Here is a 15,591-nt window from a genome sequence, read left to right as displayed (position 1 = left end):
GTGCCCTTCTGTTCGGAGGTAGCCCGACTCCGAGTGAGAGTACCCGTCGGGTGCGACATCGGTGGGACATCGGTCGGGCCGTGACGATCCGTGACGTGTCCCGGGATGCCGTTCGGGGCAGTGGAGCCGCCACGCGCCGGCCGCGGCGCGCACGGACGACGACGCCCGCGCCTCCAGTTCGGAGGGCGGGCGTCGACGGATTGGTCCTGCTGCTGCGGCAGCGGGTCAGGAGGCGGCGATCACCGCTTCGAGGTGGGTCCGGCTCATCGTCCGGTACTCCTCGACCAGGGCGGTGTCCGGATGCGACGGGTCGCGGTGGGCGCGGGCGAGGACGGCGTGCGCGGACTCGGCGAGGACGACCCAGGTCCGGGCCATCCGCTCACCGGCCGGCAGGCCGAACCGTTCGTGCAGGATCTGCGCGACCGTGCCCCCGAGCGCGGCCATGCGGTCCTCGGAGTCGCCGGTGCCGGTGTCCGCCGCGTCGCCGAAGCGGATCGCGCGGAAGCCCGGCTCGGTGCGGTACATCTCCGCGGTGACGTCGATCAGCGCGTCGCAGGCGTCCTGCCAGGTCGCCGCGTCGCTCTCCGCCAGGGTGCTGACGAACCGCTCGGCGAGACGCTGGGTGCTGCGGATCGCGAGTGCTTCGACGACGGCGATGCGGTCCGGGAAGTAGCGGTAGACGGTGCCGATGGAGGCCACGGCCCGCTCGGCGACCATCGCGGTGGTCAGGCGCTCGAACCCGATCTCGTCGATCACCGCGGCGGCGGCGTCCAGGAGGCCCGAGAGGCGCGCCGAACTACGGGCTTGGACCGGCTCGTTCCTGAGCAGTGATGATCCCCCCGGTAGTGCGTTCGGTACCTCGGTGACGAGCACGTGTTCTCCTCTTGCGCCGTCGGCGCGGTCTCGTGGGTGGGCGACGGACCAACTGTCGCAGAGACCGGCTGGAATATCGCTGCGACTCTCCCAACGCACCTGCGAGGTCGTAGGTGTCCCGGGGCCGACCGTGGAATGATGAGCAGATGCCCGACCCGACGCCCCATGAACCGTCGTTGGCCGAGCCGATCCTCCACCGTGCCGCACGCATCGAGGACGCCGTCCAGGAGTTCCGTGAACAGCGGGCCCGACGCCGCGGACTCGTGCCGACCGTGATCCCGTACACCGGGTACGGCGCTCCCGGGTGGATCCGCGTCCTCTGCCGCGTCCTGCTCACCCGGCGCGGCCTGGCGTCGGACGCCTCGTTCTACGGCGTGCGCGGGTGGAAGAGCTTCACGAGCGTCGCCGTCGACGACGCCGAGGTCACGATCACGGCCGGCGGCACCACCCACGTGGTGCAGTCCGACCGGGGCGGCGTGGTCGACACCATCGTCCCGATCGACCTCGAGCCCGGCTGGCAGACCATCAAGCTCTCCGCCGGGGGCATGCGCGACGTCGAGGCGGACGTCTTCATCGTGCACCCGGACACCCGCTTCGGCCTGCTGTCCGACATCGACGACACCGTGATGGTGACCTCGCTCCCCCGCCCGATGCTCGCCGCGTGGAACTCGTTCGTCCTCACCGAGCACGGCCGTCGTCCCGTCCCCGGCATGTCGGTGCTCTACGAACGCGTGCTCGCCCAGCACCCCGGCGCGCCGACGGTGTACCTCTCCACCGGCGCCTGGAACGTCGCACCGACCCTGCAGCGCTTCCTCAGCCGGAACCTCTACCCGTCCGGCACCCTGCTCCTCACCGACTGGGGTCCCACGCACGACCGGTTCTTCCGCAGCGGGCAGCTCCACAAACAGGAGAACCTCGAGCGGCTCGCGAAGGACTTCCCGGACGTGCAGTGGCTGCTCGTCGGCGACGACGGGCAGCACGACGAGTCGCTGTACGGCGACTTCGCGCGGGCGCACCCCGAGAACGTCGCCGGCGTCGCCATCCGGCAGCTCTCCACGAGCGAGGCCGTCCTGGCCGGTGGCCGCTCGCGCGCGCAGGAACGCTCCCGCGAGTCGTCCGCGCCGTGGGTCTACGCCCCGGACGGTGCCGGCATCTGGTCCGAGCTCACCCGCGTCGGGCTGGCCCAGGCCGACCCCGCCGACCCGCACTGAGCCGTCCGTCCCGCTCGCGGCGACTCCCTGCCGGCACTGAGCCGTCCCTCAGACTCGCGCCGCCGACGCCGACGGACGCGCGGGTGACGGTGGTTGGATCAGCCCATGAGCGAGGCCACCGCACCGACCAACCGCATCGAGGACCACGCGCTGATCGGTGACACCTACACCGCAGCGCTCGTCGGGCGGGACGGCACCATCGACTGGGCGTGCCTCCCCCGGTTCGACAGCCCCTCGACCTTCGCGTCGATCCTCGGCACCGAGGACCACGGCCACTGGACGCTCCGGCCCACCGACCCCGACGCGACGGCCACCCGCCGGTACGACCACGACACGCTCGTGCTCTCCACGGTGTGGACGACGAGCACCGGCATCGTCGAGGTCACCGAGTTCATGCCGATCGGCGCGCACCGGGCGACGATCGTCCGGCGCGTCCGGGGGCTCCGCGGCTCCGTCGAGCTCCGGCAGGTCCTGCGCATCCGGTTCGACTACGCGCTCGCCCTGCCGTGGGTCCGGCAGATCGGCGGCGACGAGGACCCGGCGCTCCTCGCCACCGCGGGCCCGGCGTCGGTCATCGTCCGCGGCGTCCAGTTCCGTGCCGACGACCACCGGCACGTCGCGACGAGCACGATCCGCGACGGTGACGTCCTCGACACCGTCCTCACCTGGTACCCGTCGCACCGTGAACCGCCGGTGCCGCTCGACGTCGACGCCGCTCTCGACCGGACCCTCGCCTGGTGGCGGAAGTGGATGGCGCCAATCCGCACCGAGGGCCGCTACACCGAAGCCACGCGCCAGTCGCTGATGTTCCTCCGCGCGATGACGCACGCCGAGACCGGCGGTGTCGTCGCCGCCGCGACCACGAGCCTGCCCGAGGACCCGGGCGGGGAGCGCAACTGGGACTACCGCTACGTCTGGCTCCGCGACGCCTCGCTCGCCCTCGCCTCCCTCATCGCGCACGGGTACCGCGACGAGGCGGCGCACTGGCGCGGTTGGCTGCTCCGCGCCATCGCCGGCGACCCCGCCGACGTGCAGATCATGTACGGCATCGCCGGTGAGCGGGAACTCCCCGAACGCGAGCTGCCGAACCTGCCCGGGTACGCCGGGTCCACCCCGGTCCGGATCGGCAACGGCGCCTACACGCAGTACCAGGGCGACGTGTTCGGCGAGGTCCTCGCCGCGCTCCACGACGCCCGGGAGCTCGGCGTCGAGGAGAACGCCGACTCGTGGGCACTGCAGCGCGCCCTGCTCGGCTACGTCGAGGAGCACTGGCAGGAGCCGGACAACGGCATCTGGGAGATGCGCGGTCCGCGTCGGCACTTCACGCACTCGCGGGCGATGATCTGGGCGGCGTTCGACCGCGGGGTCGCCGCCGTCGAGGAGTTCGGACTCGAGGGCCCCGTCGACCGCTGGCGGACCCTGCGCGCCGCCGTCCGCACCGAGATCGAGGAGCACGGCTGGAACGCCGAGCGGGGCAGCTACCGACAGCACTACGACACCGACGAGGTCGACGCGAGCCTGCTCGTCCTGCCGCAGATCGGGTACCTCAAGCCCGACGACCACCGCATGACCGGGACCGTCGCCGCGATCGAGGAGGACCTCCGCACCGGCTCGGACGGGCTCGTCCTGCGCTACCGGACCTCGTCCGGCTTCGACGGGCTCTCCGGCACCGAGCACCCGTTCCTGGCGTGCTCGTTCTGGCTCGTCGAGCAGTACGCCGCCTCGGGGCGGGTCGACGACGCCGAGCGGCTCATGGACGTGCTCACCGGCTACGCCAACGAGGTCGGCATGCTCTCCGAGGAGATCGACGTCGCGACAGGGCACCACATCGGCAACACGCCGCAGGCGCTCTCGCACCTCACGCTCGTGTCGGCCGCCGACGCCATCGCACGTGCACGCGGCGCCGCCGCCGGGCACCGCACCCGCCTGCCCGTGCACGACGGCGGCACCCGCTCGTGGACCGGCGAGGGCGAGCGGGCCGGCACCCCCGCCTGACGGCCCGCGCGCGTGATGCGTCGTTCCGCGCGTGGTGCGTCGTTCCGCGCGTAGGAAGAAGAATCGCGCGTAGGAGGTCGTTCTTTCCGACCCCCTATGCGCGATTCGGCTTCCTAGGTCGGGTGCGATGGGTCAGAACGCACCCACAGACGGACGGGAGGCGCGGTGCCAGCTGGCACCGCGCCTCCAGTCCGTCACCTGGTGACGTGACGTGCGTCAGGAATTCAGGACGAGGACTCCCAGTCCGCCGGACCGCGTGAACCGGCGCGGTACTCCTCGAGCGGGACCTCGTCGGCCTTCCAGGCCTTGACGACCGGCTCGACGATCTCCCAGCAACGCTCGGCCACGTCGCCGCGGATCGAGAGCAGCGGGTCGTCGTGGAAGATGCCGTTGAGGACCTCGCCGTAGGGCGTGAGCTCACCGTCGGCGAACGAGGACGACAGGGTGACCTGCCCCATCTCGAACGGGTTGCCGCCGCCGTTGGCCGACACGGTCAGCTCGATCTCGTCCGGGTTGAGGACGATCCGCAGCGTGTCCGTCTTCGGACGACCGGTCAGGCCGGAGGGCAGACGCGTCACCGGCTTGAAGGTGATGAGGACCTCTTTCCGGCTCGCGCCGAGGGCCTTGCCCGAACGGAGCGTGAAGGGCACGCCCTTCCAGCGGGCGGTGTCCACCTCGACCGAGATCTCGGCGAGCGTCTCCGTCTTGCGCGACGGGTCGACGCCGTCCTCCTCCTGGTAGGAGGGGAGGTCCTTGCCGTCGATCGCGCCGGCCGTGTAGACCGCACGACGCGAGGCGACCGTGGCGTCGTCGCCCTTGAGGCGGGTCGACCGGAGCACCCGGGCGAGGGACGAGCGGAACTCGACCGCGTCGATCGCCGACGGGGCGTCCATCGTGACCAGGCCGAGGATCTGCAGCAGGTGCGACTGGATCATGTCGACCATCGCGCCGGCCTCGTCGTAGTACTGCGCGCGGTTCTCGAGACCGAGGGTCTCGTCGTAGAAGACATCGACCTTCTCGATGTTGTCCGCGTTCCAGATCGGCTCGAACAGACGGTTCGCGAAGCGCAGACCGATGATGTTGAGGACCGTGGTGCGACCGAGGAAGTGGTCGGTGCGGTGCACGCGCTCCTCGGGGACCAGCTTGAGGACGGTCTCGTTGAGGGCCTCGGCGCTGGCGACGTCGGTGCCGAACGGCTTCTCGAACGCGAGCGTCGTGCCGGCGGGGAGCTCGACCTGCTGCAGCGCCTCGCAGATGTCGGAGGCGATCTGCGGCGGCAGCGCGAAGTACAGCACCGGCTCGGCGTCGGCCGCGGCCAGCAGCGCCTTGAGGTGCTCGGGGTCGGTCGGGTCACCCTGGATGAACTCGGTCGACGCGATGGTGCCGTCGACCTCCGGGCCCTTCACGTCCTGCGACGCGAAGGACTTCGTGACGATGTCCTTCCACTGCTCCTCGCTGCGGGCGCTGCGGCCCGTGCCGATCAGCTGGACGGGAACCGCTCGACCGCTCTGCAGGAACGTGCCGAGGCCCGGCAGCAGCAGGCGGGAGGCGAGGTCGCCCGTCGCGCCGAAGATGATGAGAGTGCGCTTGTCGGTCACCGGAGGTGACTCCTTTCGCTGGTGGTGGGAGTCCGCTTGCGACGGCGGGCCGGTCGGGCCTGGTGGTCCGTATGTGGCCAAGTCGCTCGTGGGCCGGATGATTCCCGGTTCGGGCCGGGGTGCTCTGGGGTGGATCGGTTGCTGCAGGTCGTTGGTGGTCTGGCCTGCGGGTCGTTCGTGGTCTGGCCTGCGGGTCGTTCGTGGGCTGGCCCGCAGGCGTTCGTGGTCTGGCCTGCAGGTCGTTCCTACTGCCCGTCGCCTGGACGCACTTCGGGCGGCACCGAGTTGGTGCCGCCCGAATGTGTCAGGTGCGCTGCAGCGTCAGGTCAGTGACCGAAGTTGCCGCGGTAGTACTCGTAGACCCAGCCGACGAGCGTGATCGCCACGAGGGCGAGTCCGATCGGCACGATCCAGAGGCCGGCAGCGACGCCGAGGAAGACGACCGCGACGGCACCCGCCATGAGGATGGGCCACCACGACCACGGGCTGAAGTGCCCGAGCTCGGCGTCGCCGTCCTCGATGTTGGCGTCCGGACGGTCCTCGGGCAGCACGCCGCCCTGCGAGGACATGACCTTGCCGAGGTAGAACGCAATGAACGCGGACATGATCCCGGTGAGGCCGATGGCCACGGTGCCGACCCACTCCGGCTCGCCGTAGTAGATCAGCGACCAGATGGTGTACGCGGCGTCCGCGAGGATGAAGAACCCGAAGAGGATCCAGAACAGGTTGGTGTTGGCGCGCATCGCCTACTTCACCTCGCCCTTCGCGGCGTCGTAGGTCGGAGCGTCGGGAGCGTCCTTCGCAGGACCGACGCCGATCGGCACACCCGCTTCCGGGTGGTTCAGGTCGAACGCCGGCGACTCCGAACGGATACGCGGGATCGACGTGAAGTTGTGGCGCGGCGGCGGGCAGCTGGTCGCCCACTCGAGCGAACGGCCGTAGCCCCACGGGTCGTTCACGGCGACCTTCGGTGCGTTCCGGGCAGTCACGTAGACGTTGAAGATGAACGGCAGGAACGAGACCGCGAGGATCATCGAGCCGATCGTCGACAGCTGGTTCATCCAGGTGAAGCCGTCGTTCGGCAGGTACGTCGCGTACCGACGCGGCATGCCGATGACGCCCAGCCAGTGCTGGATGAGGAACGTCGTGTGGAAGCCGATGAACAGGAGCCAGAAGTGGATCTTGCCGAGACGCTCGTTGAGCATCTTGCCGGTCCACTTCGGCCACCAGAAGTAGAACCCGGAGAACATCGCGAAGACGACGGTGCCGAAGACCACGTAGTGGAAGTGCGCGACGACGAAGTACGAGTCGGACACGTGGAAGTCGAGCGGCGGCGACGCCAGGATCACACCGGTGAGACCACCGAACGTGAACGTGATGAGGAAGCCGACGGCCCAGAGGATCGGGGTCTCGAAGGTGACCGAACCGCGCCACATCGTGCCGACCCAGTTGAAGATCTTCACGCCGGTCGGGACCGCGATGAGCATCGTCATGAGCGAGAACCACGGCAGCAGGACACCGCCGGTGACGTACATGTGGTGCGCCCACACCGTGACCGAGAGGGCCGCGATGGAGATGGTCGCGTAGACGAGGGTCTTGTACCCGAAGATCGGCTTGCGGCTGAAGACCGGGAAGACCTCGGAGACGATGCCGAAGAACGGCAGCGCGATGATGTACACCTCGGGGTGCCCGAAGAACCAGAACAGGTGCTGCCAGAGCAGGGCACCGCCGTTGGCCGGGTTGAAGATCTGCGCGTCGAACACGCGGTCGAGCCCGAGCCCGAACAGCGCCGCGGCGAGGACCGGGAAGGCCATCAGCACGAGGAGCGCCGTCACGAGGGTGTTCCACGTGAAGATCGACATGCGGAACATCGTCATGCCCGGTGCGCGCATCGTGATGATCGTCGTGATGAAGTTCACCGCACCGAGGATCGTCGAGAAGCCGGTCATGCCGAGTCCGAAGACCCAGAGTGTGCCGCCCAACCCTGGTGTGAACGTCGTGTCACTCAGTGGCGCGTAGGCGAACCACCCGAACGACGCGGCGCCCTGCGGGGTGAGGAAGCCACCGACGGCGATGAGCGAGCCGAACAGGTAGAGCCAGAAGGCGAACCCGTTCAGACGCGGGAACGCGACGTCCGGCGCACCGATCTGCAGCGGCATGATCGCGTTCGCGAAGCCCGAGAACAGCGGCGTCGCGAACATCAGCAGCATGATCGTGCCGTGCATCGTGAAGAGCTGGTTGTACTGCTCCTTCGTCGCGACCACGTGCAGGCCCGGTTCGAAGAGCTGGGCACGGATCACGAGCGCCATCACACCTGCGAGCAGGAAGAAGATGAACGACGCGATCAGGTACATGTACCCGATGGTCTTGTGGTCCGTGGAGGTGATCCACCGGACGATGATGTTGCCCTTCCGACCGACCTTCGACGCCTGGAAGTCCGGCGTCGAGGGCCTGGTCGGCTGGCCGACGAGTGACGTTGTCATCTGACGAGCCCCTACTTGTTCTCGCTGGACGCCGTGACGGGCGCCTTGTCGTTCGGTTCGTTCGTGTTGGTGTTGTACTCGTTGCCGAGCAGACCGACCTTGCCCTGGTCCTTGAGGTCGTCGAGGTAGTTCTGGTACTGGGTCGGCGTGACGACCTTCACCTGGAAGAGCATGAGCGAGTGGTACTCACCGCAGAGCTCGGCGCACTTGCCCTGGTACGTGCCGAGCTTCTCCGGGATGAAGTACTCGTAGTTCGTCTTCCCGGGGAGCATGTCCTTCTTGTACAGGAAGTCGATGACCCAGAAGGAGTGGTCGACGTCGCGCGAGGAGAGCTCGATCTTGACCTTCTTGCCCTGCGGCAGGTAGAGGGTCGGCAGCTGCGACTCGTCGATGGCCCCGTCGCCGTTCTCTTCTTCCTGGGCCTGGATGCCCTGGTAGTAGACGCTCTCGTCGGGGTTCTTCTGGTCGATGTAGTTGAAGTCCCACGCCCAGCGCTTGCCGTACACGTGCACCGTGGCGTCCGGGCTGGTGAACGGCTTCTCGATCGCGGCCTGGTCCTTCGCGGTGAAGGCGAAGAAGCCGAGCACGAGGATGAGCGGCACGATCGTGTAGAAGATCTCGAGCGGCATGTTGTACCGCATCTGCACCGGCAGGCCGGTCTGGCCCTTGCGGCGGCGGTAGACGATCGCGGCCCAGATGATGAGGCCCCAGACGATCAGACCGACCGCGAGCAGGACGACCCAGCTGGTGGTCCACAGGCCGACGATGCGGCTCGTGTGGTTGGTGACGTCCTTCGTCTCCTCCGTGCCGGGGAGCCATCCGTTCAGCTGCTGCTGCGTGCAGCCAGCCAGTGCGATGACCAGACCGACGGCCACCGGGACGGCCGCCCAACGTATACGGCGATTCGAACGCACTGTTACCTCTCGGAAGACGTGAAAGCGGAACAGCCTGCGACGCGAAGGTCGCTCATGGCTGACTTCCAGCTTGGTTGGAACACTCCTAGCTTACTCGCAGCTCGACCCCGCTCGCGCACAAGCGACACGCCTCGAGCCACGATCCGCACCCCTCCGCGCCGCGTTTTCCCTGGTCGTGGCGGGAGCTGCGCCGGGGCACGCCCGGAGAACACACGAGCGGGGAGCGACCGTGTCGGTCGCTCCCCGCTCGTGTATCGGATCAGCCTCGCTCAGTGGAAGCTGTCACCGCACGCGCAGCTGCCCTGCGCGTTCGGGTTGTCGATGGTGAACCCCTGCTTCTGGATGGTGTCCTCGAAGTCGATCGAGGCGCCGTCCAGGTACGGGACGCTCATCTTGTCGACGACGACCTCGACGCCGTCGCCGAACGCGACGGCAGCGTCACCGTCGAGCAGGCGCTCGTCGAAGTAGAGCTGGTAGATCAGGCCCGAGCAGCCGCCGGGCTGCACGGCGAGACGCAGGCGGAGGTCGTCGCGGCCCTCCTGCTCGAGGAGGCTCGCCACCTTCGCCGCGGCCGCGTCGCTGAGCAGGACGCCGTGCGACGGCGCCTCGGTCGTCGGTGCGTTGTCGGTGATGGTGTCGCTCATCCGCGCGTCTCCCTCCGGGCGGTGTGGTTCACCGCGCCTGCGTCGATTGTAAGCACCGTCAGCCGCGAGTCGCGAGACGCGCCAGCAGGATCGCCTCGGATGCGATCGCGCGGTGCAGGACACCGAGGTGCTGGGACTCGTTCGGGCTGTGCGCGCGGGTGTCCGGGTCCTCGACGCCGGTCACGAGGATCTGCGCCTCGGGGAACTCGGCGGCCAGGTCGGAGACGAACGGGATCGACCCGCCGATGCCCTGCTCGACGGCTTCGTTGCCCCAGCCCTCGCGCATCGCGGTGCGGGCCTCCTGCACGGCCCAACCGGCGGTGTCGACGAGGAACCCGTCGCCGGCGTCGGGCTCGGAGATCTCGAGCCGCGCGCCGAACGGCACGTGGGCGCGGAGGTGACGCTCGACCGCAGCGGCGGCCTCGGTCGCGGGCTGCCCGGGGGCGACCCGGACGGAGACGCGCGCGGACACCGTCGGCAGGAGCGTGTTCGACGCGTTCGCGACACTCGGCACGTCCATGCCCGTCACGGTGATGGACGGCTGGAACCACATCCGGGACAGCACGGGGCCGGTGCCGACCGGCTGCACGCCCTCGAGCAGTGCTGCGTCCTTCGCCAGCTCGGCGTCGGTGCGGTCCGGGACGTCGGCCTCGTACGAGGTCAGTCCCTCGACCGCGACGGAGCCACGGTCGTCGTGCAGCGACGACAGCAGCTTCACCATCGGGATCATCGCGTCGGGGGCCGCTCCCCCGAACATCCCGCTGTGGCTCGCGTGCTCGAGGGTCGTCAGGGTGAGCTTGAAGGTCACGTTGCCGCGGAGGGACACCGTGATCGACGGCACCTCGGCGGACCAATTGTCACTGTCGGCCACCACGATGACGTCCGCCGCGAGGTGTTCCTTCTGCTCGCGCAGGAAGGTGCGGAACGACCGGGAGCCGAACTCCTCCTCGCCCTCGACGAACAGCACGATGCCGAGGTCGAGGTCGTCGCCGAACTGCGCGTGGACCGCCCGGAGCGAGGCGATGTGCGTCATCACGCCGGCCTTGTCGTCCGAGGCACCGCGGCCGTACAGCCGGTCACCGCGGAGCGTCGGCTCGAACGGCGGCGTCTCCCACAGCGCGTCGTCGCCCTGCGGCTGGACGTCGTGGTGGGCGTACAGCATCACGGTCGGCTTGCCGTTGCGGGCCGGTCGGACGGCGAGCACCGCCGGCTGGCCGAGCTGCGTGGCCGCGTCCGCGTCGCTGACGTCGGCGGTCGCGCCCTCGATCGCGGACCGCACGATCCGCACGTCGTCGGCGCCGAACACGCCGGTCGAGCGCGCGAGGTCCGCCACGGCCTCGGCGCTGGCACGCACGTTCGCCGGGTCGAAGGCCGACCAGGACACCGACGGCAGCCGCACCAGCGCGGACAGATCGGCGATCGTCGTGGGCAGTGCACCCTGCACGTGTTCGCGCAGGGCGTCGAGGAGCGCGGGGTCGGTCTCGGGGCTGTGCTGTTCGGTGTCGGTCATGCCCGGTAATCTAGAGGACGATCCAGCACGCACACCGCCGTTAGGAACGCACCGTGGCGAAGGCAGCCCCCAAGACCAACACGACCGTGAACCCCACCGAGGAAGAACTCCTCGAGCAGGGCAAGGGCCGTCCGACGCCGACCCGTCGGGAGCGAGAGGCCGCCAACCGCCGTCCGATCGTCGGTGGCTCGGCCGAGGACAAGAAGGCCGCCCGCTCGCGCCTCACGAACGAGCGCGAGAAGGCCCGCGTGGGCATGGCCAACGGCGAGGAGCGCTACCTCCCCGCGAAGGACAAGGGCGAGCAGCGCAAGTTCGTCCGCGACTGGATCGACGCCCGCTGGAACGTCGGCGAGATCATGATGCCGGTGCTGGTGCTGTTCCTGATCGTCGGGTTCGCCGCCTCGCAGACCGTCATCGCCTCGTACGCGCTCCTGCTCGTCTGGGCGTTCGTGGCCCTCTTCGTGCTCGACTGCATCGTGCTCTGGCTGTCGTTCCGCAAGAAGCTCACCGCCAAGTTCGGCTCGATGCAGCGCGGTACGTTCTTCTACATCCTCACGCGCGCCTGGCAGCTGCGCTTCCTGCGCCTGCCGAAGCCGCAGGTCAAGCGCGGTCAGTACCCGACCCGCTGACCCACTCCGAAGCGCCGTCCGGCTTGCCGGGCGGCGCTTCGTCGCGTCCGGAGGCGCGTGGCCGGGGCCGGCGCGGGCGGGCGCGCGGGCGGGTGCCGGCGGGCCGGCGGGCCGGCGGGCGTGAGATCGCACAATGTGCCGCTTTTTGCCTGCGTGGGCGGCACGAAGTGCGATCTCGGCAACCGCGGCGCGACCCACCGACGGCCGGGAGGCACGGTGCGAGGCCGCCACGCACCTCCAGTCCGTCGCCGGTCACCACGCGCCGGGGGCGACCCCACCGGCTCACGAGATCGCACAATGTGCCGCTCCGCGGCACCCCAGACCCACGAAAGTGCGATCTCGGCAACCGCCACCCGGCACGAAGTGCGATCTCGGCGACCGCGCGACCGCCGCGCGACCAGGACGGCCGGGAGGCACGGTGCGAGGCCGCCACGCGCCTCCAGTCCGTCACCGGTCACCACGCGCCGCCGGCGACCCCACCCGCTCACGAGATCGCACAATGTGCCGCTCCGCGGCACCCCAGACCCCCGAAAGTGCGATCTCGGCAACCGCCACCCGGCACCAAGTGCGATCTCGGCGACCGCGGCGCGACCCACCGACGGCCGGGAGGCACGGTGCGAGGCCGCCACGCGCCTCCACTCCGTCGCCGGTCACCACGCGCCGGGGGCGACCCCACCCGCTCACGAGATCGCACAAGGTGCCGCTCCGCGGCACCCCAGACCCGCGAAAGTGCGATCTCGTCAACCGCCACCCGGCACGAAGTGCGATCTCGGCACCGCGCGACCGCGCAACCGCGCGGCGCGAGCGCGCGGCGCTAGCGCGCGGCGCGCCGCAACCGCCGCCGCCGCAGCCGGTTGATGCGCGTCGCCCAGGTCGGCCCCTCGTAGAGGAACGCCGTGTACCCCTGCACGAGCGTGGCACCGGCGTCGATCCGGTCCTGCACGTCCTGCTCGCTCGTGACTCCCCCGACCGCGATGACGCAGAAGTCCGCGGGGACAGCGGCCCGGACGCGACGGAGCACCTCGAGTGAGCGCGCGGCGAGCGGCGCGCCGGAGAGTCCACCGGCGCCCATCGCCGACACGTCGGCCTCCGGCACCGTCAGCCCCGCGCGCGAGATCGTGGTGTTGTTCGCGATGACGCCGTCGAGTCCGAGCTCCACGGCGAGTCCGGCGATGGCGTCGATCTGTTCGTCGTCGAGGTCGGGCGCGATCTTCACGAGCACGGGCGCACGGCCGGCGGCATCACGCACGGCGGTCAGCAGCGGGCGGAGCTGGTCGAGCTCCTGCAGTCCGCGGAGCCCGGGCGTGTTCGGCGAGCTGACGTTGACCGCGAGGTAGTCGGCGAAGGGTGCGAGCCGGCGGGTGGACTCGAGGTAGTCGTCGATGGCGTCGGCGACGTCGACCACGCGGCTCTTGCCGATGTTCACGCCGATGACGGGGCGGCCGGGGTTCCTCCTGGCGCGTTCGAGCTTCCGGGCGGCGGCGGCGGCTCCGTGGTTGTTGAAGCCCATCCGGTTGATGAGAGCGCGGTCCGGGATGAGCCGGAAGAGGCGGGGTCGCTCGTTGCCGGGCTGCGCCTTCGCGGTGATGGTGCCGACCTCGACGTGGCCGAAGCCGAGGACGCCGAGGCCGGCGATCCCGCGGGCGTCCTTGTCGAACCCGGCGGCGAGGCCGAACCGGGACGGGAAGTGGATGCCCATCGTGGTCACGCCGTCGAGGGCGGACGGCCGCGAGTACCGCTCGACCAACCCGCGCACGATCGGCACGTGCGGCAGGACCTTGATGACGGCGAACGCGATGTGGTGGGCGCGCTCGGGGTCCATGTTGGCGAACACGGAGCGGAAGACGACGGCGTAGCCGCCGCGGACGAGTCGTTCGGCGATGCCGCTCATGCGCCCGCACCGGCGGACGCCGAGGCGCCCGCGGCACCGGCCGGACCGGCACCCGCACCGTGGCCGACCCCATGGTGGTCGATCCGGAGCTGGGTGATGGCGTCCTCGAAGTCGTCGAGCGAGTCGAACGCCTGGTAGACGCTGGCGAACCGGAGGTAGGCGACCTCGTCGAGCTCACGGAGGGGCTCGAGGATCGCGAGTCCGATGTCGTTCGCGTCGATCTGGCTGGAGCCCGACGCACGCACGGTCTCCTCGACGCGCTGCGCGAGGACGGCGAGGTCCCCGTCGGTCACCGGTCGACCCTGGCACGCCTTGCGCACGCCGGACACGATCTTGTCGCGGCTGAACGCCTCGGTCACCCCGTTGCGCTTCACCACGTTGAGCGAGGCGGTCTCGGTGGTCGAGAAGCGGCGCCCGCAGTTGGGGCACTGGCGACGGCGACGGATGGAGGTTCCGTCGTCGCTCGTCCGGGAGTCGACGACGCGGGAGTCCGGGTGGCGGCAGAAGGGGCAGAACATGGGGTCCCCAGGCTATCGGTTCGTGCGTTCCGTCACGGCGGCGCCGTGCGCGGGGAGCTGTTCCTCGGTGGCGAGGGCGACGATGTGCGATCCGACCTCGGCGAGGGCGTCCGCGGTGTAGCGGATCACCTGCTGCGGGCGGAGGAACGTCGACGCGGACAGTCCTGAGCCGAAGCGCGCCTGCCCGCCGGTCGGCAGGACGTGGTTCGACCCGGCGAGGTAGTCGCCGAGGCTGACGGGGGTGCTCGGTCCGACGAACACCGCGCCGGCGGCGTCGATGTCGGCGAGCACGGCGTCGTCGTCGGCGGTCTGGATCTCGAGGTGCTCCGGCCCGTACGCGTTGCTGACGGTCGCGGCGTCGGCGAGCGAGTCCACCAGGACGACGGCGGACTGCGGTCCGTCCAGGGCGGTCTGGAGGCGCGCAGCCGTCCCCAGGGACGCCACCCGTGACGGGATGGCGGCTTCCACCGCATCGGCGAACGCCGCCGACGTCGTCACGAGCACACTGCCGGCCTGCTCGTCGTGTTCGGCCTGGCTGATGAGGTCGGCGGCCACGTACCCGGGGTCCGCCGTGTCGTCGGCGATCACGAGGATCTCGGTGGCACCGGCCTCGGCGTCGATGCCGACGACCCCGCGCACGAGGCGCTTCGCGGCCGCGACGTAGTTGTTGCCCGGCCCGGTGACGAGGTCGACGGGTTCGAGGCCGATCGACGGCACGCCGTACGCGAGCGCGCCGATCGCGCCGGCGCCGCCGATCGCGTAGACCTCGTCGATGCCGAGGAGTCCGGCGGCGGCGAGGATCGTCGGGTGCACCGCTCCCCCGTGATCGCGCTGCGGCGGCGACACGAGGGCGATCGACCGGACGCCGGCGACCTGGGCGGGGACGACGTTCATGACGACGCTGGAGGGGTAGACGGCCTTGCCACCGGGGACGTAGAGCCCGACGCGGCGCATCGGCTGCCAGCGCTGGTGCACCTCGGCACCGTCGGCCAGGGTCGTCACGGACCCGGCGGGCACCTGGGCGGCGCTCGCTGCCCGGACGCGGCGGATGGCTTCGTCGAGGGCCTCGCGGAGCGCCGGCGTCAGACCGGCGACCGCTGCGGCGATCTCGGCGGCGGGGACCCGGACGTGCGCGGGGGCTCCGCCGTCGAACCGTTCGGCCTGCTCGTGCAGCGCGTCCGCCCCGTGCTGCCGGACCGCCTCCACCAGCTCGCGTGCTGCGTCGACGGCGTGCGAGACGTCGCCCGCGGCGCGCGGCATGAGTCGGAGGAGTTCGGCGCGGGCGGGCAGGCCGCCACGGAGGTCGATTCGCTGCATCATCAGGG

The 15,591-nt window shown here is 70.3% G+C and carries 13 protein-coding genes; 3 read left to right on the top strand and 10 right to left on the bottom strand.

Going from position 1 to position 15,591, the window contains the following annotated elements:
• Window positions 1–225: 225 nt before the first annotated feature.
• The gene (locus tag DEJ28_RS07450; protein WP_258367997.1) at window positions 226–873 is read right to left on the bottom strand and encodes a TetR/AcrR family transcriptional regulator; all 648 of its coding nucleotides are present in this window, start codon (window positions 871–873) and stop codon (window positions 226–228) included.
• Between the two features lie 146 nt (window positions 874–1,019).
• On the opposite strand from DEJ28_RS07450, the gene DEJ28_RS07445 reads away from it, so the two are divergent.
• Both DEJ28_RS07445 and DEJ28_RS07440 read left to right on the top strand, forming a co-directional pair.
• The gene (locus DEJ28_RS07445) at window positions 1,020–2,084 is read left to right on the top strand and encodes an App1 family protein phosphatidate phosphatase (protein WP_111115052.1); all 1,065 of its coding nucleotides are present in this window, start codon (window positions 1,020–1,022) and stop codon (window positions 2,082–2,084) included.
• Between the two features lie 105 nt (window positions 2,085–2,189).
• Window positions 2,190–4,079, top strand: a complete 1,890-nt coding sequence (locus DEJ28_RS07440) for a glycoside hydrolase family 15 protein (protein WP_111115051.1) — start codon at window positions 2,190–2,192, stop codon at window positions 4,077–4,079.
• A 224-nt stretch (window positions 4,080–4,303) separates the two neighbouring features.
• Here DEJ28_RS07440 and DEJ28_RS07435 read toward each other — a convergent pair whose 3' ends face one another.
• From DEJ28_RS07435 to DEJ28_RS07410, 6 genes are all read right to left on the bottom strand, one after another.
• The gene (locus DEJ28_RS07435) at window positions 4,304–5,677 is read right to left on the bottom strand and encodes a glucose-6-phosphate dehydrogenase (RefSeq protein WP_111115050.1); all 1,374 of its coding nucleotides are present in this window, start codon (window positions 5,675–5,677) and stop codon (window positions 4,304–4,306) included.
• Between the two features lie 326 nt (window positions 5,678–6,003).
• Window positions 6,004–6,420: a cytochrome c oxidase subunit 4 gene (locus DEJ28_RS07430; RefSeq protein ID WP_111115049.1), complete on the bottom strand. Its 417-nt coding sequence runs from the start codon at window positions 6,418–6,420 to the stop codon at window positions 6,004–6,006.
• A 3-nt stretch (window positions 6,421–6,423) separates the two neighbouring features.
• Window positions 6,424–8,160, bottom strand: a complete 1,737-nt coding sequence (ctaD, locus tag DEJ28_RS07425) for an aa3-type cytochrome oxidase subunit I (protein ID WP_181433661.1) — start codon at window positions 8,158–8,160, stop codon at window positions 6,424–6,426.
• 11 nt (window positions 8,161–8,171) lie between these two features.
• Complete coding sequence (ctaC, locus tag DEJ28_RS07420) at window positions 8,172–9,074, bottom strand: aa3-type cytochrome oxidase subunit II (protein WP_111115048.1); 903 nt, start codon at window positions 9,072–9,074, stop codon at window positions 8,172–8,174.
• A gap of 269 nt (window positions 9,075–9,343) precedes the next feature.
• Window positions 9,344–9,718 (bottom strand): HesB/IscA family protein, encoded by a 375-nt coding sequence (locus DEJ28_RS07415; protein ID WP_111115047.1) that lies wholly within the window; start codon window positions 9,716–9,718, stop codon window positions 9,344–9,346.
• Between the two features lie 58 nt (window positions 9,719–9,776).
• A complete protein-coding gene (locus DEJ28_RS07410) occupies window positions 9,777–11,228 on the bottom strand; it encodes a dipeptidase (protein WP_111115046.1) in 1,452 nt (483 codons plus the stop codon).
• 53 nt (window positions 11,229–11,281) lie between these two features.
• On the opposite strand from DEJ28_RS07410, the gene DEJ28_RS07405 reads away from it, so the two are divergent.
• The gene (locus DEJ28_RS07405) at window positions 11,282–11,857 is read left to right on the top strand and encodes a DUF3043 domain-containing protein (RefSeq protein ID WP_111115045.1); all 576 of its coding nucleotides are present in this window, start codon (window positions 11,282–11,284) and stop codon (window positions 11,855–11,857) included.
• Between the two features lie 814 nt (window positions 11,858–12,671).
• Here DEJ28_RS07405 and DEJ28_RS07400 read toward each other — a convergent pair.
• The 3 genes from DEJ28_RS07400 to hisD are packed head-to-tail and all read right to left on the bottom strand — an operon-like array spanning window position 12,672 to window position 15,586.
• Entirely contained in the window at window positions 12,672–13,748 is a 1,077-nt protein-coding gene (locus DEJ28_RS07400) for a quinone-dependent dihydroorotate dehydrogenase (protein ID WP_111115044.1), read from the bottom strand.
• The gene (nrdR, locus tag DEJ28_RS07395; RefSeq protein WP_111115043.1) at window positions 13,745–14,266 is read right to left on the bottom strand and encodes a transcriptional regulator NrdR; all 522 of its coding nucleotides are present in this window, start codon (window positions 14,264–14,266) and stop codon (window positions 13,745–13,747) included. The genes DEJ28_RS07400 and nrdR overlap by 4 nt, the downstream gene beginning before the upstream one ends.
• A gap of 12 nt (window positions 14,267–14,278) precedes the next feature.
• Window positions 14,279–15,586: a histidinol dehydrogenase gene (gene hisD, locus DEJ28_RS07390; protein ID WP_111115042.1), complete on the bottom strand. Its 1,308-nt coding sequence runs from the start codon at window positions 15,584–15,586 to the stop codon at window positions 14,279–14,281.
• Window positions 15,587–15,591 lie beyond the last annotated feature (5 nt).

This window comes from Curtobacterium sp. MCPF17_002, assembly GCF_003234115.2.
In the GTDB taxonomy this organism is placed as follows: domain Bacteria; phylum Actinomycetota; class Actinomycetes; order Actinomycetales; family Microbacteriaceae; genus Curtobacterium.
This window is presented reverse-complemented; position numbering and strand designations above follow the sequence as displayed.

What these genes read in the sequence shown, in the direction of transcription:
- nrdR (WP_111115043.1), bottom strand. Translation starts at nt 14,266, where the DNA reads ATGTTCTGCCCCTTCTGCCGCCACCCGGACTCCCGCGTCGTCGACTCC.
- DEJ28_RS07400 (WP_111115044.1), bottom strand. Translation starts at nt 13,748, where the DNA reads ATGAGCGGCATCGCCGAACGACTCGTCCGCGGCGGCTACGCCGTCGTC.
- hisD (WP_111115042.1), bottom strand. Translation starts at nt 15,586, where the DNA reads ATGATGCAGCGAATCGACCTCCGTGGCGGCCTGCCCGCCCGCGCCGAA.
- ctaD (WP_181433661.1), bottom strand. Translation starts at nt 8,160, where the DNA reads ATGACAACGTCACTCGTCGGCCAGCCGACCAGGCCCTCGACGCCGGAC.
- DEJ28_RS07440 (WP_111115051.1), top strand. Translation starts at nt 2,190, where the DNA reads ATGAGCGAGGCCACCGCACCGACCAACCGCATCGAGGACCACGCGCTG.
- DEJ28_RS07445 (WP_111115052.1), top strand. Translation starts at nt 1,020, where the DNA reads ATGCCCGACCCGACGCCCCATGAACCGTCGTTGGCCGAGCCGATCCTC.
- DEJ28_RS07410 (WP_111115046.1), bottom strand. Translation starts at nt 11,228, where the DNA reads ATGACCGACACCGAACAGCACAGCCCCGAGACCGACCCCGCGCTCCTC.
- DEJ28_RS07430 (WP_111115049.1), bottom strand. Translation starts at nt 6,420, where the DNA reads ATGCGCGCCAACACCAACCTGTTCTGGATCCTCTTCGGGTTCTTCATC.
- DEJ28_RS07415 (WP_111115047.1), bottom strand. Translation starts at nt 9,718, where the DNA reads ATGAGCGACACCATCACCGACAACGCACCGACGACCGAGGCGCCGTCG.